At 69.7% G+C, this 21,609-nt stretch carries 22 protein-coding genes and 3 pseudogenes; 12 read left to right on the top strand and 13 right to left on the bottom strand.

The window, feature by feature from the left end:
• Positions 1 to 258 precede the first annotated feature (258 nt).
• Both AB0M70_RS38970 and AB0M70_RS38965 read right to left on the bottom strand, forming a co-directional pair.
• Complete coding sequence (locus tag AB0M70_RS38970) at positions 259 to 846, bottom strand: hypothetical protein (RefSeq protein WP_365828010.1); 588 nt, start codon at positions 844 to 846, stop codon at positions 259 to 261.
• Positions 847 to 925: 79 nt separating this feature from the next.
• Positions 926 to 1,234, bottom strand: coding sequence for a hypothetical protein (locus AB0M70_RS38965; protein WP_365828008.1), 309 nt, complete (start codon positions 1,232 to 1,234; stop codon positions 926 to 928).
• Here AB0M70_RS38965 and AB0M70_RS38960 point away from each other — a divergent pair.
• Positions 1,221 to 1,631 carry a hypothetical protein gene (locus AB0M70_RS38960; RefSeq protein WP_365828006.1) on the top strand — a complete coding sequence of 137 codons (411 nt, stop codon included), beginning with the start codon at positions 1,221 to 1,223 and terminating at the stop codon, positions 1,629 to 1,631. The two genes, AB0M70_RS38965 and AB0M70_RS38960, sit on opposite strands and share 14 nt — an antisense overlap.
• 42 nt (positions 1,632 to 1,673) lie before the next feature.
• On the opposite strand, the gene AB0M70_RS38955 is transcribed toward AB0M70_RS38960, so the two are convergent.
• The gene (locus AB0M70_RS38955; RefSeq protein WP_365828004.1) at positions 1,674 to 2,117 is read right to left on the bottom strand and encodes a hypothetical protein; all 444 of its coding nucleotides are present in this window, start codon (positions 2,115 to 2,117) and stop codon (positions 1,674 to 1,676) included.
• A 408-nt stretch (positions 2,118 to 2,525) separates the two neighbouring features.
• On the opposite strand from AB0M70_RS38955, the pseudogene AB0M70_RS38950 reads away from it, so the two are divergent.
• Positions 2,526 to 2,606, top strand: a pseudogene (locus AB0M70_RS38950) (IS5/IS1182 family transposase); the annotation flags it as partial.
• A gap of 194 nt (positions 2,607 to 2,800) precedes the next feature.
• On the opposite strand, the gene AB0M70_RS38945 reads toward AB0M70_RS38950, so the two are convergent.
• The 4 genes and pseudogenes from AB0M70_RS38945 to AB0M70_RS38930 form a co-directional block, all read right to left on the bottom strand.
• Positions 2,801 to 3,862 carry an acyl-CoA desaturase gene (locus AB0M70_RS38945; RefSeq protein WP_365828002.1) on the bottom strand — a complete coding sequence of 354 codons (1,062 nt, stop codon included), beginning with the start codon at positions 3,860 to 3,862 and terminating at the stop codon, positions 2,801 to 2,803.
• 787 nt (positions 3,863 to 4,649) lie between these two features.
• Positions 4,650 to 4,994 carry a hypothetical protein gene (locus AB0M70_RS38940; protein ID WP_365828109.1) on the bottom strand — a complete coding sequence of 115 codons (345 nt, stop codon included), beginning with the start codon at positions 4,992 to 4,994 and terminating at the stop codon, positions 4,650 to 4,652.
• A gap of 971 nt (positions 4,995 to 5,965) precedes the next feature.
• A pseudogene (locus AB0M70_RS38935) lies at positions 5,966 to 6,604 on the bottom strand (M20/M25/M40 family metallo-hydrolase); the annotation flags it as partial.
• Positions 6,605 to 6,619: 15 nt separating this feature from the next.
• On the bottom strand, positions 6,620 to 7,336 hold the full coding sequence (locus tag AB0M70_RS38930; protein WP_365828000.1) for an XRE family transcriptional regulator: 717 nt from the start codon (positions 7,334 to 7,336) through the stop codon (positions 6,620 to 6,622).
• Between the two features lie 423 nt (positions 7,337 to 7,759).
• Between AB0M70_RS38930 and AB0M70_RS38925 the strand changes: the two genes are divergently transcribed.
• Positions 7,760 to 7,966 carry a DUF6207 family protein gene (locus AB0M70_RS38925; protein WP_365827998.1) on the top strand — a complete coding sequence of 69 codons (207 nt, stop codon included), beginning with the start codon at positions 7,760 to 7,762 and terminating at the stop codon, positions 7,964 to 7,966.
• 502 nt (positions 7,967 to 8,468) lie between these two features.
• Here AB0M70_RS38925 and AB0M70_RS38920 read toward each other — a convergent pair.
• Positions 8,469 to 9,296 carry an alpha/beta fold hydrolase gene (locus tag AB0M70_RS38920; protein WP_365827996.1) on the bottom strand — a complete coding sequence of 276 codons (828 nt, stop codon included), beginning with the start codon at positions 9,294 to 9,296 and terminating at the stop codon, positions 8,469 to 8,471.
• 69 nt (positions 9,297 to 9,365) lie between these two features.
• Here AB0M70_RS38920 and AB0M70_RS38915 point away from each other — a divergent pair, with 69 nt between their 5' ends.
• Positions 9,366 to 9,821 (top strand): MarR family transcriptional regulator, encoded by a 456-nt coding sequence (locus tag AB0M70_RS38915; protein ID WP_365827994.1) that lies wholly within the window; start codon positions 9,366 to 9,368, stop codon positions 9,819 to 9,821.
• Positions 9,822 to 10,416: 595 nt separating this feature from the next.
• Here the strand turns inward: AB0M70_RS38915 and AB0M70_RS38910 are convergent.
• Positions 10,417 to 10,660, bottom strand: a pseudogene (locus tag AB0M70_RS38910) (TetR/AcrR family transcriptional regulator); the annotation flags it as partial.
• A 71-nt stretch (positions 10,661 to 10,731) separates the two neighbouring features.
• Between AB0M70_RS38910 and AB0M70_RS38905 the strand changes: the two are divergent.
• Together AB0M70_RS38905 and AB0M70_RS38900 are read left to right on the top strand one after the other, a co-directional pair.
• Positions 10,732 to 11,763 carry a replication-relaxation family protein gene (locus AB0M70_RS38905; protein ID WP_365828107.1) on the top strand — a complete coding sequence of 344 codons (1,032 nt, stop codon included), beginning with the start codon at positions 10,732 to 10,734 and terminating at the stop codon, positions 11,761 to 11,763.
• A 40-nt stretch (positions 11,764 to 11,803) separates the two neighbouring features.
• A complete protein-coding gene (locus tag AB0M70_RS38900) occupies positions 11,804 to 12,058 on the top strand; it encodes a hypothetical protein (RefSeq protein WP_365827992.1) in 255 nt (84 codons plus the stop codon).
• Between the two features lie 16 nt (positions 12,059 to 12,074).
• Here AB0M70_RS38900 and AB0M70_RS38895 read toward each other — a convergent pair whose 3' ends face one another.
• Entirely contained in the window at positions 12,075 to 12,632 is a 558-nt protein-coding gene (locus tag AB0M70_RS38895) for a dihydrofolate reductase family protein (RefSeq protein WP_365827990.1), read from the bottom strand.
• Positions 12,633 to 12,681: 49 nt separating this feature from the next.
• On the opposite strand from AB0M70_RS38895, the gene AB0M70_RS38890 reads away from it, so the two are divergent.
• A complete protein-coding gene (locus AB0M70_RS38890) occupies positions 12,682 to 12,816 on the top strand; it encodes a hypothetical protein (RefSeq protein WP_365827988.1) in 135 nt (44 codons plus the stop codon).
• A gap of 460 nt (positions 12,817 to 13,276) precedes the next feature.
• Here AB0M70_RS38890 and AB0M70_RS38885 read toward each other — a convergent pair whose 3' ends face one another.
• The 3 genes from AB0M70_RS38885 to AB0M70_RS38875 all read right to left on the bottom strand — a co-directional run bounded on the left by AB0M70_RS38885 (position 13,277) and on the right by AB0M70_RS38875 (position 15,736).
• The gene (locus AB0M70_RS38885; protein ID WP_365827986.1) at positions 13,277 to 13,789 is read right to left on the bottom strand and encodes a hypothetical protein; all 513 of its coding nucleotides are present in this window, start codon (positions 13,787 to 13,789) and stop codon (positions 13,277 to 13,279) included.
• A gap of 54 nt (positions 13,790 to 13,843) precedes the next feature.
• Positions 13,844 to 14,590 carry a hypothetical protein gene (locus AB0M70_RS38880; protein ID WP_365827984.1) on the bottom strand — a complete coding sequence of 249 codons (747 nt, stop codon included), beginning with the start codon at positions 14,588 to 14,590 and terminating at the stop codon, positions 13,844 to 13,846.
• A 66-nt stretch (positions 14,591 to 14,656) separates the two neighbouring features.
• Positions 14,657 to 15,736, bottom strand: coding sequence for a hypothetical protein (locus tag AB0M70_RS38875; protein WP_365827982.1), 1,080 nt, complete (start codon positions 15,734 to 15,736; stop codon positions 14,657 to 14,659).
• Positions 15,737 to 16,837: 1,101 nt separating this feature from the next.
• Between AB0M70_RS38875 and AB0M70_RS38870 the strand changes: the two genes are divergently transcribed.
• From AB0M70_RS38870 to AB0M70_RS38850, 5 genes are read left to right on the top strand one after another with little or no spacing between them, the layout of a single operon-like run.
• The gene (locus AB0M70_RS38870; RefSeq protein WP_365827980.1) at positions 16,838 to 17,671 is read left to right on the top strand and encodes a conjugal transfer protein; all 834 of its coding nucleotides are present in this window, start codon (positions 16,838 to 16,840) and stop codon (positions 17,669 to 17,671) included.
• Positions 17,668 to 17,976 carry a hypothetical protein gene (locus tag AB0M70_RS38865; RefSeq protein WP_365827978.1) on the top strand — a complete coding sequence of 103 codons (309 nt, stop codon included), beginning with the start codon at positions 17,668 to 17,670 and terminating at the stop codon, positions 17,974 to 17,976. Before AB0M70_RS38870 ends, AB0M70_RS38865 begins: the two co-directional genes overlap by 4 nt.
• Positions 17,973 to 18,554 (top strand): hypothetical protein, encoded by a 582-nt coding sequence (locus AB0M70_RS38860; RefSeq protein WP_365827976.1) that lies wholly within the window; start codon positions 17,973 to 17,975, stop codon positions 18,552 to 18,554. Before AB0M70_RS38865 ends, AB0M70_RS38860 begins: the two co-directional genes overlap by 4 nt.
• Positions 18,554 to 21,235 (top strand): ATP-binding protein, encoded by a 2,682-nt coding sequence (locus AB0M70_RS38855; protein ID WP_365827974.1) that lies wholly within the window; start codon positions 18,554 to 18,556, stop codon positions 21,233 to 21,235. Before AB0M70_RS38860 ends, AB0M70_RS38855 begins: the two co-directional genes overlap by 1 nt.
• A complete protein-coding gene (locus tag AB0M70_RS38850) occupies positions 21,232 to 21,609 on the top strand; it encodes a hypothetical protein (RefSeq protein WP_365827972.1) in 378 nt (125 codons plus the stop codon). The genes AB0M70_RS38855 and AB0M70_RS38850 overlap by 4 nt, the downstream gene beginning before the upstream one ends.

Raw genomic sequence — 21,609 nt, 5'->3', positions numbered from 1 at the left:
CTGCGGGCCAGCATCCGGCGCTGGCCTTCCCGGCCGTGCACAGCCCGGCCCCCGGGCCGACGCCGTCTCCGGCTCGGCGAAGGGTTCATCGCTCGGCTTGGACAGCGTCGGCGCCCCCGACCAGGCCAGGGCGGCCATCCCGCCCTGGCGCCAAGCCCGCCGCCCGGTGCGCAGCGCAGAGCACCGGCCCACCGCAGCGATCACCACGCGCCTGCGCGTTGGCTGGGAGAGACGCGCTGGCGCCGGCGGGGCGTGGTGTCAGATCGTCGCGGCGGGCAACAGCCCTTCCAGTATCTGTCGTCGGGGGAGACTCAGGCCGAACCGGGCTTCCAGCACCGACAGAGATTTGGCGTGGGCGGCGTCACGGTCCTCCTCGCCCGCGATACCGGCAGCCTGGACATCACGGAGTATCAGCTCCGGTGCTATGCCGCGCACATCGGGGAACGGACACAGGTCGAAGCCGCACAGGTAGGTCTCCTGGTGAAAGTAGGAAAACGAGGGCGGTGGCACCTTTGGATTTTCACTCTCGTAGGAGAGCTGGAAGATGTGTGCCTCCCGGGAGAGGCCGTCGGTGAACCCCGGCCCCGTAGAGCCCGGCCAGTCCCCGTACGCCACCGCGAAGGACAGTCCCGCACTGGAGCCGTAGCGCACCGCCGCCCTAGCGGGCGCATCCCGGCGCCCCAGGAAATCCTCCAGCGTTCCGCCCGTGTACTCACCCAGCGGGCCCGGTTCGTCCCGCGCCAGGCGCCGCACCAGCTCATCCGGCTTAAGTCCACGGGCCAGCGTCACGCAGTAACCGGCCCACGTCACGTCGCTGTTGGCCAGCCACGTCAGTTCCTCACTCATACTCTCTCCCATGCCGAAGGGGCCCCGAGAACGGTACACACCGCTCCCAGAGCCCCGTTGAACGGTCAGTCCTCAAGGACTACCGGATGTCACACTTGACGACTGCCTTGGAGGCGTCGCACCTCTCGAATCCCGGAGTCTTAACGAAGTAGAGGTCCTCGTCGGTGAGACGGAACTCCTTCGCGAACGACTGGAACCGGCTCATCGAAGTCGAATTGATCCACCCCGACATTCCCGAACGGCCACAGACTTCCTTCCAGTTCGGAGGAGCCTGACGGTCGTCGTCGAACAGGCGCCAGTTACCGCTGGAGGTCAGCTTCCGCGACCACGTCTGCACGCACTGGTCACCAGAAGTCACCGGGTTGGGGTTTTCCATGTCCTTCGGCATGCCACCACTGTTGGATGTGGAAGCGAAAGAGAATTCGTCACACGACATCTTGTCCGTGGCGAGGATATCGGGAACCGTCGAAGCAGCCTCGTGCCCCTTATCGGCCGCCCAGCTGTCCGGGCAGATCACCTTGCGGTTCTTGTCGCAGTGGGGAGCCGGCTCCTCAAAGGGCGGGACCAAGCAGTGCGATGAATGCCCTTTCTCCACCACCTACGAAGGCGCTGCGCAGGCCCTGAAGACGTACGACCCGCAAGGCAAGGCCCCCAAGAAGAATTTCCCCGCCCGGCCGATCCCCAAGGACGACAACGCAGCCGGTGGCAGGATCATGAGCGGCTTCTACTCCAAGAACCGCATCATCGACGGCACCGACGACGGTTTCCTGATCAAGGTGTCCTGACCGGCACGACCGGTGGGCGGGAGCCCCCGCCCACCGGAGGGGTCACACAGGCCAGAACTGCAGCAAAAAGCGCTTCACCCCATCGGGCACGCCTTGCTCGGCGAGGACCGCGACCTTCTCCTGCCCCACCACATGAGCGCGCAGCCGCCAGCGCCGGTTCGCGGTGCCGAGGTCGATGCCGTTCTTGTCCGGCCCGCCGGCCGTGTGGAACTGCAGGCGGCCCTTCACGGAGTCCAGCTCTGCCTCCCCTGTCGCCTCCCAGGAGACAGTGCGATCCGGCTCTGGCGGTGCGTCCCAGACCTCGATCGTGAACACGGCCGTGTGCGTATGACCTCCCGACGTGATGTCCACCCGCCCGTGCTGCGCCGACACCAACCCCTCCGTGCCTTCAGGCCAGTCGTCGATCACGTCCTCGTCGGCCTCCTGCAACCAGAGCAAGAACCGCTCGACTCGGACCGGAAACTGCTCCCGACGTACCAACGCCATATAGAGACTCCGCTCGTTCAGCTCACGACCCCACCACACGTCCCGGCACATGATCCAAGACGAGAGGTTCCGGTGCGAGACCGAGCAGATCCGAAGCGCTCAGGACCGGCCGCGGAAACCGCCCTCCCTCGCGCCCGGGACCGGACACGGAGTCGAAGATCCCGTGCGAGCCAGTGAACGTCCCTGCCGGTCAGCGCGGCGTGCCAGGCCGCGTCTCAGAGGTGCGGCCGCTTGCCGCAGCGCGGCTGGCGGGGGCAAGGTCTCGGGGCCGCGCTCGTGGCGTAGGCGGTCTATCGGCTCACGCCGGGCTGCCGTGCGGTGGCCTGCGCCCCCGGCCTCTCTGATCACGAATGGGATCACCACATGGATCAGATCCAGTGGGGCCGCGTCGTGGCCCAGATCGGCAGTGACTGCCGGTTGAAAGGCGACGGTGTCCATCACGCCATGCGCGGCATCGCCCGGCTGCACAACCTGGCCCTCGCCGGATAGAGAACGGGTCCGCAAGCCCAAGAGGCATCCCCACCCACGCCAAGATCAACTTACGGGACAACCTTTTGAGCAGAGGGCCGACGCGCCCCGTCGTCGTCCCGGTGCTCGTCCTCGCCGGCCTGGCCGGTCCGGAGGCCTTCCGCGCAGGCCGGCAGCACGGGGGGGGAGAGAACTCGCCGCCGGCGCTCAACGCGTCAGATGGATCGGGGCTGCTGCCGCAGGGGGCGGCTCGCCTGGTGCAGGCTCTTGAGCGCCTGGCCGTAGGAGGCGATGAGCGAGGTCTGGAGGTAGGCCACGCCCAGCTCGTCACAGTAGCGGTGGACCAGGAGTTGGGCCTTGCGCAGGTTCGGCGACGGCATGCTGGGAAACAGATGATGCTCGATCTGGTAGTTCAGTCCTCCGAGGACGACGTCCGTGAACCAGCCTCCGCGTACGTTGCGGGAGGTGAGGACCTGGCGGCGCAGGAAGTCGGGCCGGTCGTTGCCGGTGAACGTGGGCATGCCCTTGTGGTTCGGGGCGAAGATGGCGCCCAAGTAGAGCCCGAACAGGCACTGGTGCACAACGACGAACACCACTGCCTTGCCCGGGGAGAGCATGACGAACAGGACTCCGAAGTACAGCAGGAAGTGCGCGGCCAGCAGCGTCCCCTCGAGCCTGCGCTGCTTCAGGGACCGGTCCGCCAGGGCACGCACCCCCGCGACGTGCAGGTTGAAGCCCTCCAAAGCCAGCAAGGGGAAGAACAGATAGGCCTGCGCCTTCCCGATCAGGCGGGGCAGGCCGCTGGCCGCTCGGGCCTGCGCCTGGCTCCAGACCAGAATGTCGGGGGCGACATCGGGATCGAGCTCCTCGTGGTTGGGGTTCGCGTGGTGGCGCGAGTGCTTGTCCTGCCACCAGCCGTACCCCATACCGATCCCCAGGTTGCCGGCGAGACGACCGACCAGCGCGCTCACCGGAGTCGTTCGGAACACCTGACGGTGGCCGACGTCGTGCGTGACGAGTGCGATCTGCCCGAAGACCAGAGCGAGGAAAGCTGCGACAGCGAGCGTCCACCAGCTGTCACCGACGACCACGAAGGCCAGCCAGCCCCCCGCGAAGGCTGAGGCCGCCAAGGCCATCCGCACGCCGTAGTAGAAGGGACGGCGCCGCATCAGTCCGGCGTGCTTGATCTCCTTCGACAGCCGGGCGTAGTCACTGCCCTGACGTCGTACCGGTGTGTCCACGGCGGTGCCCGCCCGCAGCGGTGTCTGCGTGCTCATCGGCGGGCCCGTTGTTGCGTCGACGAAGAGCGGAGGGTGACCGGCATGATGCCTCTTTTCCCGCCAGGTGCCCGATCGCTGCGAGTGGACGTCAGACAAGACCATCACACGAGGATCTGGGGCAGGCGGTAGTGGTGTGATCTGTCACGCAGCGGTGGCGACGTGTCGTAGAGATCGGGCCCGCATAGTCGTGGCGCATTGCTTGTACGCGCCGTCATCGCGACCGAGTGCGGAGCCAGTACGTCTTCCGGGACTCCAGGAAGAGCAGCCAAGGGCTAGGGCATCCTGCATTCAGAGTACCCATCGTCGTGTTCACATCACGTAAGGAGCGGCGACGACAAGCCCCGCCCTAAAATCACCTGCGATGTTCGCGGTTGCGGCGGCCCTGGCGCATCCAGCTCCCCCGGCGCCGACGCCGGTAGCCGCGGTCCTGCTGGTCCCGGCGGTCCCGATAGTCGCGGCACTCGGAATTACCGCCTCGGCCTCGTGCCCCCCAGACCGCCACAGCCGTAGTGGACAACTTCAAAGATCAGCACAGCTGCGGCCACCCACCACATGGCATTGAGGAAGCCGAGGCCGAACAGAGCAACAACAAGGACGGCCGAGTAAGACGATCACGGGGTGGCACCTCCCGGGCGGAATGGATCATCGCTGCCGGGACAGGGGCCTCGCCTCACAGCACAGCAGCCCCGGGCAAGGGGGCGCTGATACACCGATGCCGACGGATAGCCCCATCCACAGGGCCACTTGACCGCTTGACAGCTCGGCGACGAAGCGCGCCCCGTGCTCAGATGCGCAGCAGCCGCTGTGTGATCTCTCGGTACTGCCTCATCGCATGCCGGAGTTCATCCGACTGTGTCTCGGCGTCATGGCCCTGCCAGCCCTCGTGGAGAGCGCGCCGTCGTTCCGCGAGAGAGTTCGCGAGATGGGCGGCGGCTGCATCGAAGATGCCCTCAGCCTCTTCCAGCGCCTCGAGCGGGCTGCCGGCGAAGTTGTTGAGGGCCTCCTGGAGTCGCAGGGCGAGCCGGTCCCGTTCGTCCGCCGGCAGCAGCGACTCCGGGCCCGGAGCGCGGCGTTCAGTGGACCCCCCAACCTTGTCCGGCGGCTGCTGAGCACGTGCCTGGTCGTACATCATCGTGTGTCGCTTTCCTGTGCGTCGTGTCGGCGAAGTCGGAACGAGCCCACTGAGCCGATGAGCAACGGGCTGATGAGTTGTGGGCCGATCAGGAACCCGGATCGGCGGCGGGCCGTGGGAGCCAGCCTAGTGCTGGATTCCTCAAACGGTGTACGTATACCGGTGCCGTAGTTGGCGGGTTGGTGGTGCGGGCCTGCCCCAGACCCAGGGGCAAGGGGAGCGGCGAGCGGCCCGGCAGACCGGGCATGCCTTCCCGTCGAACCTCCGCCAGGACGGGCGGCGACCTCACCGATCGGAGACCCGCCGAGCACCTCCCGGACGGCCCGAGCGGTACTCGGCCAGCTGCTGTACATCCACAACCACCGACCAAAACACCTCCACCCACCAAGGAACGGGAGACGGCGGACGTTCGAGCGAACGTGTCACCCATGTCCTGAGCACAAACAATCAAGCAACTCCTGAGACCTCACACCGACACCGTCCCCGCACGCGCGCGAGCAGTCGTCGACACGTCCAAGCGCGCAGGCACGATCGGGACCATCCCCGCAGGCTCGGGGAGCAGCTGCTGTCCTCGGTCGCTGTTGAGGCCGGGTGGGGACCATCCCCGCAGGCGCGGGGAGCAGGCTCTTCCACCAGGCATTCTGCCGCCACCAACCACGAAGCTCAGCACTTTCACCGACTCCGACAAACCCGCCCCCTCCCCCAAGCCATCCACTCATACAGGAACACGCCGATCACTACCCCGATCAGGAAGCCCCCCGCGCACAGGAAACAGCCCACCACCACATCCACCGGAGCACCGATTGGTCCTCGGCGCTTTGGGGTTCTCGACCACCTACTGGATGATCACCCTGCACAGCGACACCTCCACGCTTTCCCGCCCGCTGATCGCTCTCCTCCTCGCTGGCTATCCCGGTCCCCAGTGGCCCGATGGGCGACACCCCCAGAGCGGTCTCCGACCGCCTGCGTCCCATCACGTTCTTGCTGGAGCCGGAGTGCCCGGAGGGGGCATGCACGGTGATCGAAGCCCGCCATAGGCCCCGGCCGCCGACCACGACCTCTTCTATGCCGGGGTAGCCGATCATCACGCCGGCGGGGCGGGGCGCCTGCGCGTCGGCCAGGTATCGGCGGGCACCGCCGAAGCCGCCGGTGTGCTCATCGACGTCCAGGAGCACGGCGAGTCCGCCGTGCAGGCTTTCGGCGCGGGGCGCGAGGTCGGCGGCGATGTGGCAGAACATCGCCGCGGCGAGCTTGGAGTCCGCGGCACCTCGCCCCCGCAGCCAGCCGTCGACGACGTCACCGCAGGCAGGCGGGAAGGACCAGGCACTCTCGTCCCCGTACGAAGCGGTGTCCAGGCACGCATCCAGCGTCCACCAGGGGCCCGGATGTCCGCCGGGGATTTCCACCAGCAGCCCGACCAGCTCACCGGCGCCGTCGCGTAGATGACGGTGCGGCAGGCCGCGCAGGGTGAGCCAGTCCTCCAGCACCCCCAGGACCGGCCCGTAGTTGTCGACCCCGCCCCTGCTCGGATGCTTGACCAGCTCCCGGGCGAGTTCCACCACAGATGCCATACGGGCCTCGGCCTGCTGCTGAAGGTCCTCGCTCACGGTTCTCCCCACATGTCAGTTGTGCCGGACCGGCAGCGCGCGGACGGCCTCGATCGTCTCCACCGGCCGTGCGGATGCGCACGCCTCCCGCCCATGGTGGACCAGACCCACCGCCGCGTCGCGACTGAGTAGTGCGCCACAGTCGAATCCTTCCGCACCATGAAACGACGGCAACGGCACCACTGCGGCCGTTTCCGAGGCGACGAAGAAGCGTTCCAGGGCCTGGGCGGGTTCCACCACCCCGATGTGCAGCGTCTTGATGCCGTTGCGGCGCGCCGCCGGATCGCGCAGCTCCAGCAGCTGGACCAGGTGGTCGGCGAGCGCCCGGTGCCGCGGCGGACCGTAGAGCACGCGGTAGTGCACGAGGTCGGGGTACTGGGCCACGGCGGTCTCGATCGCCGCCAGGTACGCCTTCTCCCGCGACCGGCTCCCGGTGACCACGAGTTGTTCACGTGCTCCCGCGACGACATCGACCATCGCCTCGACCAAGTCCGTCCAGCGGGTGAGGACTTTGACGACCACCGCGGTGCCGGAGGTCTCCAGCACGCTGGTGGCTGCGCCGTCCTGGTGCGCGAACAGGACCTCCGAGCGTTCGCGGTACAGCTGGCACAGACCCGCACGGTTCCGCTTTCCCGTGCGTCGCCGCCCCGACTCCCACGCGCTCATCAAACTGGCGTCCGTCGCCCCGCCGGTGATCGCGTTCAGCTCATCGGCGGCCTCCTCCAGCGTCATGTTCCGCGCTCCTCGCGCCCGCTTGAGCGCCGAGTCTGTACCGCTGCCCGCGATCACGAATACCGCTCCTCATCCGCTGATACGCATCAATTCTTCCCCGTGTGCTAGCCGTTCAGCAGCTACCTTTCACTTTCGCTCGGCCCCCGGGCTGAATCACGCGGTGTCCGATTGGTGAGGAGCCCCGCCGGGGGCCAGCAGGACCACGATGTTCTTCTCGGACGGCCCCTGCCCACGGTGCTCCGCGGCCTTGCGCACCAGTCCCGCGATGTGGGGACTGCCGCGATACCCCACCAGGCGCCGTGAAACCTCCAGGCCCCATTTCGCCCTCCTCCAGGCGCCGCGCGAGGCAACGGACGTCGCTGGTCCGGGTGAACGCGGCCGACTCTCCGAACCGCCGTTCCCCGCCTCGCCGTCGAGGCTGACATGAGCTCCTGTGATGTTCACCTGAAGCACCCCGGCTGCGCCCAGATCACGATCCATGCCGCTGACGGCGCCACCGCCACCGCGCTGGCGTACGAGATCGCCGCGCATCTGAACGCCACCGGGCCCTCCGCGCCGCACCGGCTCCCCGGCGAGGAGGGAGCAGCAGTCCAGATGACCGCCTACGCCACGCCACCGGGCCGGGCGTGATGCCGGGATGGGTGAGCAATGGGGGGCCGTCGCGGCTGCAGCGGTGGCTGGCACATTCGCCATCGTGGGCGTGTTGATCGGCCGGCGGCAAGTCCGTGATCAGGCCCGGGTCGAGCACGAACAGTGGCTCCGGGGCCAGCGTCAGGAGGCCTACCTGCAGTTCCTGACGGCGTGGGACGATGCTCGGTCAGCGATCTGTGACATGCAGGAGGGCTGGGCGGAGGCTCTGGAGTCCCTAGCGGGCAGCCTGTCTTGTTGGTCGTGGGCGGGCGCCTGGGCGACAAGTATGGTCAGCGCAAGCTATTCCTGACCGGGATCGCCCGAGCTGCCGGGAGGAGCTCGCCCAGCCAGCGTCGTCGGATCCGTCGGCTTGAAGCCTCGGGCGGCTTCCCGCTTCGAGCCGAGCAACCCGCTCACCGGAACAAGCACTGATCTCGTCACTGGCAAGGGACTTGGGCCCCCTGACGACGCGCTAACCATCAAGACGGCTGCGGCGGCTAGGTCAGTCGAGGAAAGCGGCGAGTCGGTTGTTGAGGTGTTCCGGTGTGGTGAGGGGCAGGGAATGGTGGGTGGCCCCGGGGAGCACCTCCACCCCGGCCTGGGGGAGAGTTCGGCGGGCGCGGTCGGCCACCCGGCGGGTGTGGTGGGCACGGCTGTGTTCGGCGAGGAGGACGAGTACGGGCATGGCGAGGTCGGCCGCGCGAGGGCGACCGCCGGTGATGAGCTTGCGGCCGGGCATCGTCGCGGCCAGGGCGTAGAGACGCTGCCAGGCCGCGTCCGGGCGGGCAGGACCGGTCTCCCAGGACAGGAAGGCGCGTGCCCGCCTCTCGGTGGGACGGATGAGCGTGGGCAGTGCTCGCAGCAGATAGCCGGGGCTGAAGCCGGCGAAAACCTGCGTGGGATCGAGCAGTGCGAGGCGGGAGACCCTTGCCGGTGCGTGCAGGCCGTACCTGGCGGCGATCCAGGCGCCGTAGGAGTGGCCACACAGATGCGCGCTGGCAGCTCCGATCCCGTCCAGCAGGGCGTCCAGCCATCTGTTCAGGTCATCAGCGTTCCTCAGCGGCATGCCGCGGCGCTCGGTACCGCCGGCGTCCCCCACGAGGTCGACGGCGTAAATCCGGCACCGCCGACCCAGGGCTGCCGCGTTGGCGAACCAGACCAGACCGGTGGCCATACCGCCGGGCAGCAGCACCAGCGGCTGGCCCTCTGCCGGCCCGTACACGTGGACACGGGTGGGCCCGTAGGGCGTGCCGATGTCGTGTTCTTCGGTGGACTTCGGCCAGCGGGCGCGGAGTTCGTCGTAGGCGAGGTCGAACGCGGTCCGGGCCACTGGGCATTCCTCTCGTTGGGCGATACTCTCGTTCAGCGAGATAATATGCCGGAGTTTTCAGGAGCGTGCATGGACGAGCAGAACCCGATGATGAGGCTGGTCCACCTGCTGCGCGCAGTGACGGTGAACTTCGACCTGCTCGGCGCCGAGTTCGCTGACCGCAACGGCCTGCACCCCACCGATGTCCGCGCCCTGATCCACCTACTGGACGCGGCACGGAACGGTACCCCCGCGACGCCCGGGGCGCTCGGGCGTCAACTGCGGCTGAACTCGGCCGGGACCACCGCACTGGTCGACCGGCTGGAGCGACTCGGACTGGTCCGGCGCAGCCGGGACACCGCTGATCGGCGACGCGTGCTGCTGGAGGTAGAGCAGAAGGCCACCGAACTGGGGTGGGCCTTCTTCGGGCCAGTCATCGACGAAATCGTCGCAACGGCAGAAGACTTCGAGGCAGGCGAGCTGGAGACGGTGCGCCGATTCCTCACCTCCGTACTCGACTCCACCCAGCGAACGCGATCTATCTGACCGACGCCCCCCGCCTAGGCGGCTCCGGGCGCCACCGACCGCAGTGCACCACCCCGCAGGCAGTGACCCAACGGGCCTCTTGCCCCAGCGCCGACACCCAGCGCGAGGTTGATCTCTCCCTCGGGCTGCTGGCACGCGTCGTCAGCGGCGCCTGCTCCCCCGCCGTCATGTCCGCTTGGTGGGACACAGAGCGCCGCCCCTCCGCTCTACTGCCCTCGCGGCGCCGAGAGGCTCTCCTTCAGAGTTGGCTACGAGACGAATGAGCAACCTGCCCGCCGTCGTGGTTTGCCGGGCTGAAACACCTTGAGCTCCCCTCAGCGTTCACGCGATCCAGCATGGCGGTGCCGGGCCTGGGCCTGGATGCGCGTGGGAAGAGCGCGCCGTGCGGGCGGCGGGCCCGAGGTGTGGCGCTGAGGGTCTGCGCGGCCGGAGGTCACCTTGCGGCCTGCGCTGCGACCTGTCACCACACCAGGAGGGTACGGGCAGGCCGAAGGCCCTTCCTCGGGGGGATCACGCTTGTTGCCGTCGTTTTCGCCACTCCTTGCCTTGGCACGTGCTCGGATGTCAGCAAGCAAAGGCGGTCTTTCGTGCGGGTTTACAGCGCGACGATGCGCTCGACCGCGGCGGCGACAAGCTCGTCCTGTTCGGCTTGGGAGAAGCCCTCCGGCAGGGTGAGCTGTTCCACGACGAGCCAGTTGCAGGCCAGGTAGAGCAGGCGAACGGCGGTCGCGTCGCCGGGCAGGCCAGAGGCCAAGTGGGGCCACGTTGGCGTCGATGTCTGAACGGACCTTCTCGGTCAACACCGCGCGCAGCTCGGGGCGGCGGGTCGCTTCCAGCCGGGTGAGACCCGGCCCGCCTCATTCCGGGCCGTGGTCGGGCCGACCACGGCCTTTGTGTCCCCGTCGTGACCATGGTTGGGGCTTCGTGGTCGGTGGCCCGGTCGGGGCAGGGGGTTTTCCTTGATGTTGAGCAACAACCCGTTCTGAGCAGGCCGTTGAGCCATGCCTTACGCCACGTAGGGGTGCCAGTGACCACGCCCGCTACCGAGACCGCCGCTTCGTACACTCCCAGGCTCGCCGAGCCGCTGCCCCATCAGCTTCTGTCCGCGCTGGGCCAGCACCGGATGGCCACCACCAGCCAGCTGCACGATCTGCTTCGGCCGAAGGCCACCCGCCAGACCGTCTCCGCTCCTTTGAACACGCTGCTGCACAAGGGGCTCGTCGGCTACACGATGCTGCCCCAGTCCAACCGTTCCCGCGTCTGGTACCTCACGGGTGAGGGTGCCCGCCTGGCCCGGGGCTTCGGCGCGCTGCGGGGCCGCCCTCCGTATCCGATCAGCTCCGCGACGGCCGCCTCACTGAAGACACCGCACGCACTCACCGTCGTACGAACCCGCCTGCCGTTCGCGGCAGATGCCCGTCGCCTCGGCCACGAGCACGGCCGGTGGGACTGGACCCCTGCGGTGTCTCACTCCATCGGTGAGGGGGAAGGGGTCGTGACCGACGCTGTCATGCACTACACCCTCGTCGCCGGCGCACCACGACTGAAGCTGCGTGCGTTCGGGGAGGTCGATCGCACCACCGTGAGCAGCGGGCGTCTGGCCAGCAAAGCATCGAGTACGCCCGCCTGTTCCTCTACCAGCCCACTCCCGTCGGACACCGCAAACCCGCACCGGCGCTGGAGGCCCGGTGTGGCAGCGCTGGTACCCCGTCTTCCCGCGTGTGCTGTTCGTCCTCACCCATGCCAGCCGCCGCACGCCGGCGAACCGGACGGCCGACCTGGGTCCATGGCCGACATCCACCCCCGCGGTCGCCGAACTCGCCCGCCATGCCCCCCCCTCGGAGCCGCCGTCCAGGAGGACCTGGAGCAACACGGGCCCGCCTCTGCCCTCTGGACGCCGCTCACCGGAGACACCGAACAGCGTGCCTGGAACGAGCTCTGAGCGGCGCCACCACGCCCCGCCCAGGGAAGGGATCGACGACGTGAGTGGCTTCACGTGCGGAGCCTGCAGCACACCCAACACCGGCCGGGACTCGTGCGCGGCCTGTGACACCGCCAGTCCGACGGCCACTGTGGAGGGGCTGGCGGCCGCTGCTTTGGCGGATGCCGGGGTCGCACGCACCCTGCAGGTCGAGGAAACCGCGCGCGGCAACCACGAGCTCGCCCGCCACCTCGACACGGTGATCGACGATCACCTGGATGATGCCCTCGCTCTCCGGCACCTTCCCACCACTTGATCACACTGCCGACTGTTCACACCCGGGATGATGATGCTTCGTTCGCCTGCACGTGGAAGCGCAGCATGGTGACCCCGCCCGACTGGACGTTGCTGAACGGTTCCAGGTCGATCCGGTCGAGGCCGGGCGGGGCGAAGCGGACCCCGTCGCCGAGCAGCACCGGCAGCACGTACACCAGGATCTCGTCGACGAGGCCGCGCTGCAGGCACTGAGCGGCCACGTCGGCGCCGAGGATCTCCAGGTTCTTGTCGCCGGCGGCGCGGCGTGCCGTGGCCACGGCTTCCTCGATGTCGCAGGTGAGGAAGGTGACGTGGGGGTCCGGTTCATCGGGCGGGCGGTGGGTGAGGACGAACTGCGCCCCGCCGTCGTAGCCGGTGTTCTCGTCGGACATGCGCTTGCCGACCTCGTACGTGCGCCGGCCGATGAGCATGGCTCCCGTGGCGGCCATGACCTCCGGGAACGTCGCCGACGTCATGTGCTCGAAGATCCAGTCCATCGTGTGGCCGGGACCGGCGATGAATCCGTCGAGGGACATCACCCGGTTCACGACCACATTGCCGGTGTTCGTATCCATCACGCGTCTTCTCCAAGCAGGTGGAGGGCCGGGATCGCATGATAGGTCGGTGAGCAACATCTTCTCCGGCGGCCGGCACGACCTGGACCTGTCCACCGGGGCCACCGCGGTGCTCAGCGTCGTGCTGCTGCTCACCGTGTCCGATCGTTCCTCCGAGAACCGGGACTCTTCGCGACGCTGCTGACCCTGCAGGACCACAACAGCATGGGGCGGTGCCGTCGGGTTCGACCTGGCGGAGTTCGACTGAGTGCGACGGAACGAGAACGCGCCCGTGCGAAAAACTTCGTGCGGCGCGCCACAGCACTTACGAGGAGCGAACACCGCTGGAGCGAGCGGGGCTACCACCCGCCCCGCGTCCATGACACCTGCACCGCTTCTCGACCATGGCGGAGTCCTGCACCCCGCCCGCCCACAGCAGCCTCGCACGCGCCTTCCCCGGCCCGGGCGAGGACGCGATGGCCGCGTGCGCGCACCACCGCGTCCTCAACGCGCTCCCCCCCTCTGGAACGGCTGCTCCTCTGCCATCGGCCACACTCTTAGCCCGGCTCGATTAAAGATAAGGAGGGCTCTACCGGTGGACTTCCATCCCTGGCACACAGCCGCCCATTCGTCGTTTGCCGCCCATGAGATGACTCGCTGCGCGCCTACCGAATGGCTGGCAGGAGACCCGCTCCGGGCCAGAGTGCACGACCTGCCTGTGTCGTTTGCAGATTCTCCGTAAGCGTCGCCAGGACGGCTGCGCGCTGATCGGGGCCGTGGGTTTCGCGCTGTCCGGTGTCCGGGTTGCAGTTGATCACGCGGGTGTGCGGGGCGCTGCACATCAGGGCCCGTTCCAGGGCGGGCAGTCCCAGGCCGAGCGAGTCACACGAGCCGAAGCGGGCCAGGGCGAGGAGATCGTCCACCACCTTCTCCCAGTGGGCGGTCTGCTCCCATCCGGCACCGCCGTCGAGTTCGTGGGTGAGGGTCGCCAGCGGCACGATCTCCCCCTTCGTACGCTGCCCTTGGTGGAGGTAGTGGTGCATGCGGGCGCCGTCGGGCTGGCGTACGTGAGGGTGCAGCAGCGTGTCGGCCGCGACGATGGTGGTGTTGACCTCGTGCAGGCCGTGCGGCGGGTAGTACGGCTCGTGGGCGAACAGGAAGTAGAGCTCCTCAGGCATGGCGTCTCCTTCGATAGGTGGTGTCGCAGGGGTCGTGCGCTGTCGGCCGTGGGTTCAGCGGTGGCCGCGGGCGCGAGGCGTCGGCGGGGTGCTGGCGGTGGCCGATCCGCTCGGCGCGGCGAGGTCGCCGTGTGCGCGGTCGGCGTCGCCGGCCTGGCGGGCGAGGTGGTCCAGCAGGCTCTCCAGGGCGAGCCACCTGCAGGTGGTATCGGGGCTGCGGTCGGGGGCCGTGATGATCGTGGCGATCGACCACAGCACGCGGTGGCCGAGCTGAGCCGCATACGCGAGCTCGGCGCAGCAGGGGTGGGATGCGGCGGCGCGGGTGATGCGGGCGTGCTGGGCGGTCAGCCGCTGCAGGTACTCCAGCCCAGGTCCGGCGTCGATGATGCACACGTAGGCGCGGGCGCGGACGTCCAGGCGGGCGGGCAGGTGGTCGACGAGCAGCGGCAGCAGGATCGCCAGCGGCAAGCCGATGGCGACGGCAAGACCGTCATCGATTGCCCAGCTCATGCCGAGCAGGGCGCCCACCGCGGTCAACAGGGTTGCGGCGGTGACCGATCCGCCGTGGTCGAGGTAGAGGCGTAAGGGTGGGCGACGGGTGAGCCAGCGCTGCGCGCACCGTGCGCGCAGCGAGTGGCCGGGCGTGACGATGCCGATCTGCGCCAGGCGCTGCGGTGCCCCGTCGTCGGTGGCCGGGCTCCAGCGCAGCCAGCCCCACGCCGTGCGTTCACTGCCAGACAGCCTCCTTTGGCCGGGCGGGCGGTGTGTGGTCGCTGCGGGGCGTGGCGGGGGGAGAGTCATCGGTGCCTCGATCCGGTGGACGGCGGCGGGAATCTGGGACGTGTACGGGATGGGTCCTGTTGCAGGTCAGGTGGCGCAGAGGGTGCACAGGCCGTCGCCTGCGGGGTCGGCACGGCGTGGGGTGGGTCCGGTGCAGGCGGTGCAGGCGGGCCAGTTGAGGCAGGCCGGGCACAGGTCCTGGCCGGGCGCGCGGCTGGGGCTGCCACAGCCGCAGCATTCGACGAGGACGCGGTGGGTCAGCGCGGCGTTCACCGTGCGGGTGGCCGTGTCATCCGGTGGGGTGTGCGGATCCGTCGGTGGTTCGGTGGCCGCGCGGTCGGGTGGGGTGGTGGCCTGCGCCGTGCGCAGCCGGGCAGCGATGATCGCCCCGACGGTGTGGCGCAGCGGGTCGGGCAGCGGCCGGGAGGTGATGATGTGACGCAGTTGCTCGGCCGTCCAGCCGGTGCTCAGCAAGTCCTGGACAACGGCGCCCTGGTCCGTGAGTACCTGCCCGGTCAGCAGCAGCTCGGGGTGCTCGGCGCCAATCGTCAGGAGCAGGCGCTCGCCGGGCGAGGGAGGCACGCTGTCTCTGCGGGCGGGGGCCTTGTGGTGTTGTGGGCTCTGTCCGGCCTGCTCCGCGTGCGGCGCGTCGCTCTCGCGCGCGCACGCGTTTGGGACGGACGGAGGGACGGAGTTGGGGTTCTGGTCTCTGGTCTTCTTGTTCTTGGTGTTCTTAGTGGGGTGATCCCCCAGCGGTGGGTGATCCAGCGTGGGAAAACCTGATTCAGGTTGCGACCTGCTGTGTTGCATAAGGTCGGCGCTGGACGCGGTGTCGCCCAACAGGTCGTAGAGATGGGCGGGAACATCGGTGATGGAGTACGTGACATCGCCCAGGGTGCCGTCCGGGTGCCGCTGCCGTGTCCGCGTGAGGTAGCCGAAGCTCTCCAGCTCCTGCAGGCCCGTGCGCACGGCGCTGGGGCCCTCGGGTCCGCAGCGGGCGAGTTCGGCCACGCTCACGCGCCAGCCGTCACGGTGCGTCGAGATCAGACCGAAGATTCCCTTCGCCTTGAAGGAGATCCGCGGGTCCCTGAAGAAGGCGTTGGCGATCTGTGTGAAACGGTCCCCGGCCATCTCTCCGCGCCGGACCCTGGCTCCGTAGCCGGTCATCGTCGCGGCTCCGCCACGGCTTCGGGCGTGAGGGCGTCGAGCCGTCGGCGACATGGTCGGGCCGCGCTGCCCGGCCACGAGGGCTCACGAGAGCAGTTGGTGTGGGTCATAGACGGAGAGAACCCGGCCTCCCCGACCGGGCCCTCAACCACCCAGCCCCGACCACCATTACGAAGGAGTCACAACCGACCTGGAGCGGGTGGTCCTCCCGACCATCCGCTCCCGGGTCTCCTCCAAGCGATGCTTGCCGCCTGCATCGCAAGAGACGAACGGCAGCGGCGGGCGGCGATTGCGGCGCCATACCATCGCCCCGTCATCGCCATCGCCATCGGTGTCATCGTCTGGCTGCGCATCCTGCGGCGGGCCTCATGGATGGCTCCGCTGCGCACCGCGATGCGCTGCGCAGTGCGCAGGCATCACCGCCAAGCTGCCCGCACACCGGGGGCAGTTGGAGCGTCGATGCGCAGTGGCCACCCGCGGGGGCTCGCCCTGTGAAGGGGCGGTGGTAGAGGGCGACCACAGGGCGCCGTCACCGCCCCGACCACTCTCCGTCAGGCCCGACCATCGCAGGTCACAGCATTGCGCAGCCGACCTCGGTGGCCCGGCTGCCGGGCACGGACCCGTTCTGTCCTGCGATGCTCGCGGGCTGCGCTTCGCCGGTAAGCCGTACGACAGCCATCCGTTCCCGGCCAGCGCCGAGCTCTTACGACGCGATTGCGCACTCCCGGCGATGAGCTGTATCTGCCGGTGCGCAGGACGGCAATAGGCCCGCCGCCCACGGTTGATGGACCACTGATCGCCTCCCCCGTGCACGGTGCGCATCCCTCACCATCGCTCCGCTCGTGGCGGCCGGCTCTCTGTGGTCGGGGTGCGGTAGCGGCTACCGCACCCCGACCACTCCTTCGTGACCTGTTCTTCACCGTGGTCGGGCCGGTGTGGTCGGCAAGCCGGTCGAGGCCGGTGGGTTGTCTCAAGGCATCAGCCCTTTCGAACCTCTCCGGGAGATCCCCCGTGTTTCGTTCCACAGCATCACCACCAGGCGCCGCCGCCGGGCGGCAGCCGGTTGCGGCCCAAGTCGCCCTGACCCAGATGCGCCGGCGTGTGCAGCTGGGCCGCGCCGGGGTGTGGACCGCGCTGGCGGCCGGGCCGCTCGCGTTGGTCGTGGCGGTGGGCCAGCCCTCCGCCACGGAAGCGGCGACGCCTGTGCCCAAGCCGCGCGCCACGCAGACCGCTTCGGTCGCCGACCCTGCGGGCTACGTCGCGCTGTTCGTCGATGCGTGGCTGCGCAGCAGCGACGACGCCCGCAGCGCGGCCGCGCGGCGTGTGCAGGCGATGGCCCCCGGGATCCTTCTTCCCTCCCCCGACACGAAGGCGCCCGTGCCGCGGCGGGTGACTGCGGTGCGCAGCACGCCGGGCCAGGACGGACGGTGGTCGGTGACGGTGGCTGCGCAGTACGCGGACGCGGTGCGCTACTTCGCCGTGCCCGCGATCGCCTCGGCCGGCGGGTCCTCGTTCGCCGTCACTGCGGCGCCGGCGCTCGTCGCCGCCCCCACCCTGCACAAGATCCCTGACTCGCCCTACGACGTCACGGTGCCCGAGGGCCCGCTGGCGACCACGGCCGAGCAGTTCTTGGCCGCGTATCTGGCCGGGCGCGGCGAGGTGAACCGCTACCTGGCGCCCGGTGCCCAGCTGACGGCCATCTCCCCGGCGGCGGCCGATTCGGTCGAGGTGCAGGAGGTCACCGCGCGCGAGCAGCAGGCCGTCGCCGAGCAGGTGCCTGGCGATGGGACCACGGTCCATGTGCTGGCCCAGGTCGAGGCGCGCGACGCTGCGGGCCGGTGGCCTTTGGCCTACGAGCTCACCGTGTCGGCGCGGGATGGCCGCTGGGAAATCGCTGCACTGGCATCGGGCTCGAGTGGCGGTGCGGCCCGATGAACACGCTTGATCACGTGGTGATGGCCGGGGAGCTGGCCGATCTGGGCGACTCCTGGATCGGGACCGCCAAGGACTGGGGCACCACGGGCCTGCAGGCCGCGCTCATCGTCATCGTCGTCGTGATCATGGTGCAGCGGTTCTCGCTGAAGGCGGGGATCGGCGCCCTGATCCTCATGGTGATCGCGCTGGGCCTGTATGGCTCGCGCAACGACCTGGCGAAGATGTTCGAGGACGAGGTGAAGAACCCGGCCAACGGCGCACCGGCCTTCGACCGTCCCGCGCCTGGCCCCACGGAGCGCTGGTGAGCGCGGCCGCCGCGCCCCGTACGGTGCGCTACTACACCGCAGCGCGGCGCCACCCCTGGGTGATGGGCAAGCTCGCCGACTGGCGTCTGCCGCTGGGCCCCTACAACGCGGCACAGATCGCGCTGGCCACCGTGGGCGGTTTCCTCCTGGTCAAAACGATCTCCGTGTGGAGCGTGCTGGGTCCCCTCCCGGTCGCGGCATGGCTGGTGGGGATCTGGCTGCTGCGCAGACCCAAGATCGGCGGCCGTCACCCGGTGTCGGCCGCGATGGGCGCGGTGGCCCTGGCGGTGCAGCCGGCCGGCGGCCGCATCGGACAGCATGCCGCGCGCGATGGGCGCGCCCGCCGTCTGGGCGGCGGCTTCGCCCTCGAAATCCTCACCCCCGCCCCCGCCGCTGACACCGGCGTCGGCGCGGCGCCCGTGCCGCCGTCGCAGGCGGCGCGGCGCACACCGGCCGTGCCGCCGGCACGCCCACACCCGCCCACATCCGCCCCAGCAGTTGTCGCCCCCGCCCCACAGGCCCGGGCGGCAGCGCTGCTGGCACTCGCCCAACTCCGCGCACAACAAGGGGGCCGCTGATGCGCGTTCCCATCCGGCACATCGCCGGGCATCTGCTGTGGTCCGCCCAGGGCCACGTATGGGCCCTCTACCGGCTGCACCCCGGGCCCGATGCCCAGGGCCGCAGCCAGGAGACCGTTCCGGGCACCTATGTGCCCCCGGCCGTCCGCGACGAACTCCTGGCAAAGATCACGCACTTGGTGCGCTCGCTTGCGGGTGCGCCGAGGCTGTTCGGCCTGTGCGCGCAACTCGACCCGGCCGAGGTCGTCTGGCAGATGGCCGAGGGCCTGCAGGACAACGACACAGGCCAGGGGCTGATGCCCGCGGCCAGGCCGTGGGAGGAGCAGCTGGATGCCGCCCTCAGTCTGCTGGAGGGCCAGGAGATGCATCAGCGCACCTGGTGGCTGGCGGTCCCGCTGGAGGCGGAGCACCAGGGACTGAAGGCGGCGAGCGCCCTGTGGGCGGAGGTCGCCGACACCTTCGGGATGCGGGCCGCCCCGGTCCCCCTCGCCGAGGTGACGTCCTGCCGTGAGCAGGCCAGCCAGGTGGAGGCACAACTGGCCGGCGGGGCCTCCTTCCGCCCGGCCCGGCCCACGGAAATCGTCTGGATGATCCAGCATGCGGTGCACCGCGGCCTGGCCGAACCGCTGCTCGGTGAGGCGGCGCTCAGCGAGCACTACGGAGGGCAGGTCCATAACGGGTGGCTGCGCTCCCCCAGTTATGCCGACCTTGGCCTGGTCCGCCTCGAGGAGGGCGGCACCCAGCCCGCCCCCCAGGAGAACGTGGAGGACACCGGCGGGGCGCGTCGCGGCACAGGCCGGGCGCGGTGGTGGAAGGACCGTTCCCCTTCGCCGCTGCGGCGGCGGTGGCTGCAGGTCGAAAGCGACAGTGGCATCGGCTATCAGGCGCACCTGGCGCTGGCCGAGTGCCCGTCGGCCGTCTCTTTGGAGGCCGCCGACCTGTTCGCGCAGCTCGAAGTGCTGGACTTTCCCGTCGACTTCACCATCGATCTGACCTTGGTGCCCGCGGAGAAGGCCCGGGCGCAGGTGCAGCGCAAGAAGACCGAGCTGGTCGACCAGGCCGATCAGTACGACGCGCGGCCCACCGGCATGCCCGCCTCGCTGCCCGAGGCCGCCCGTGATCTGGGCGAGCTGGATGCGCGGCTCTCGCGCACCTCGGTGGAGGTGGAAATCCAGGCCGTCACCGCGCTGACCGTGTGGGGGCCGACGGCTCGGCTGTGTGACGCGCGGGCCCGCGCCCTGGAGAAGCTGCTGGCGGGCGCGGACTACCGGGCCCTGCGCCCGGCCGGGCTGCAGGCCGACCTGTTCACCCTGGGGCTGCCCGGAGCGGTGCGCACGCACCGGCTGAAGGAGTTCACCCAGCATCAAGTCAGCGAGGACTGGGCGCGGTCGGGTGCCTTCACCCGCAGCGAGGTCGGTGATCCCACCGGGATGCTGCTCGGCCTGGACCTGGACTGCGGCACCACTCGCCCCGTTTTGATCAATCCCGCCGACGCCCCTAAACAGGACGCCTCGGCCTCCCTGGGCGTGGTGGGTGATCTGGGCGCCGGCAAGAGCGTCATGCTGAAACTGATCAGCCAGTCGGTCGTGGACCGGGGCGGTCGCGCCATCTGCATCGACCGCACCCCGGTCCGCGAGTGGGCCGCCTTCGCCGAAGCCGCCGCACCGGGCCGCTGCCAGATCATCGACGCCGCCAAGGCCGCGCTGTCCATCGATCCGCTGCGGCTGTTCCCCGGCGCGCAGGGCCGCCACTACGCGCTGAGCTACCTCACCCTGCAGCTGGGTATCGGCCCCATGACCACCACCGGCGAGGTCCTGCACCACGCCATCGAACAGGCCACCACGTCGGCTGCGCCCTCGATGAGCGGCGTCATCGACGTGCTGCGTCAGATGGCCGGCTCCCCAAGCGGCAAGCGCCAGGACGCGGCGGCCACCCTGGCCGGGCTGCTGCGCCTGGTGGAGCAAAACCCCCTGGCGCGCATGGTGTTCGACCCGGTGCTGCCGCCGGTGCGCCTGGACGGCACCGACGCCGCTGACATGATCGTCATCACCACGACGGGGTTGACGCTGCCGCCCAAGCAGGCCTTTGAACAGGCAGAGATCCTGCACCAGCAGCCCCTGGAGGCGCTGATCGGCCGCGCGGTGCTCTACCTGATTGCGGCGATAGCCCGTCAGGCCGCCTTCTCCCTGCCGGAGCGCTTTTGCGCGGTCGTCACCGACGAGCTGTACTGGCTGACCTCCTCGGCCGAGGGCACCGCGCTGGTCCACGAGATCCTCCACGACGGCCGCAAGCATGGCGCCGGATTGTTCGCCGGCGCCCACGACGCCAAGGAACTGGGCCCCGATCGCGGCCTGATGGCCTACCGGGCCCTGGCACGGACCACCGAACGCGAACGGGCGCGCCGCGGACTGGAGTTCATCGGCCTCGACCCGGCCGACGCCGACCTCCTACGGATGATCACCTCAGGGCTCTCCCCCGTCGGGCACAAGGACCGCGCCGGCGAAATCCTGCTGACCGGGCCCCGGCAGAACACCGGCCGCATCAAGGTCCTCATCCCGCACATCCCTCGCCTCACCTCCCGCATCACCACCACCCCGGGCCAACAGCCGCCTGCCCAGGCGCCCGGTGCTGGAGCGGACCTGGCCAAGTCACCGCCAGCCACCGCACAGGAGGCCCGATGAGCACCCACGACTGGCGGCGGCCCGCCCGGCGCCGCACCACCGTGCGCCGCGCGGGCATCCTGCTCTGTCTGGCCTGTCTCCTGCTCGCCGTCATCGCCACTGCACTCGCGCCGGCAGTCCCTCCTGCACGGCCAGTGCCCGCCGCAGCGCCCGGGGCCCGGGACGGCCGCGCTCCCGTGCACGGCGCACCGGAGGTGTGTGCCGCGCTCACGGGGCCGGTGCAGGAGCACTGCCGGCGCACGATGCGCACCGTTGCGGGCCCGCGGGCGGCGAGCGCGGGGCAGGACGTGCCTTGCTGGGTGCTGGCTCCAGCGGCCGCTGCCCTGCTCGCCCTGGTGGCCATGCGGCGTCGGGGAAGGCCGGAACCGTCGTGA

This window comes from Streptomyces sp. NPDC051214 (genome assembly GCF_040682375.1).
Classification (GTDB): Bacteria; Actinomycetota; Actinomycetes; order Streptomycetales; family Streptomycetaceae; genus Streptomyces.
This window is presented reverse-complemented; position numbering and strand designations above follow the sequence as displayed.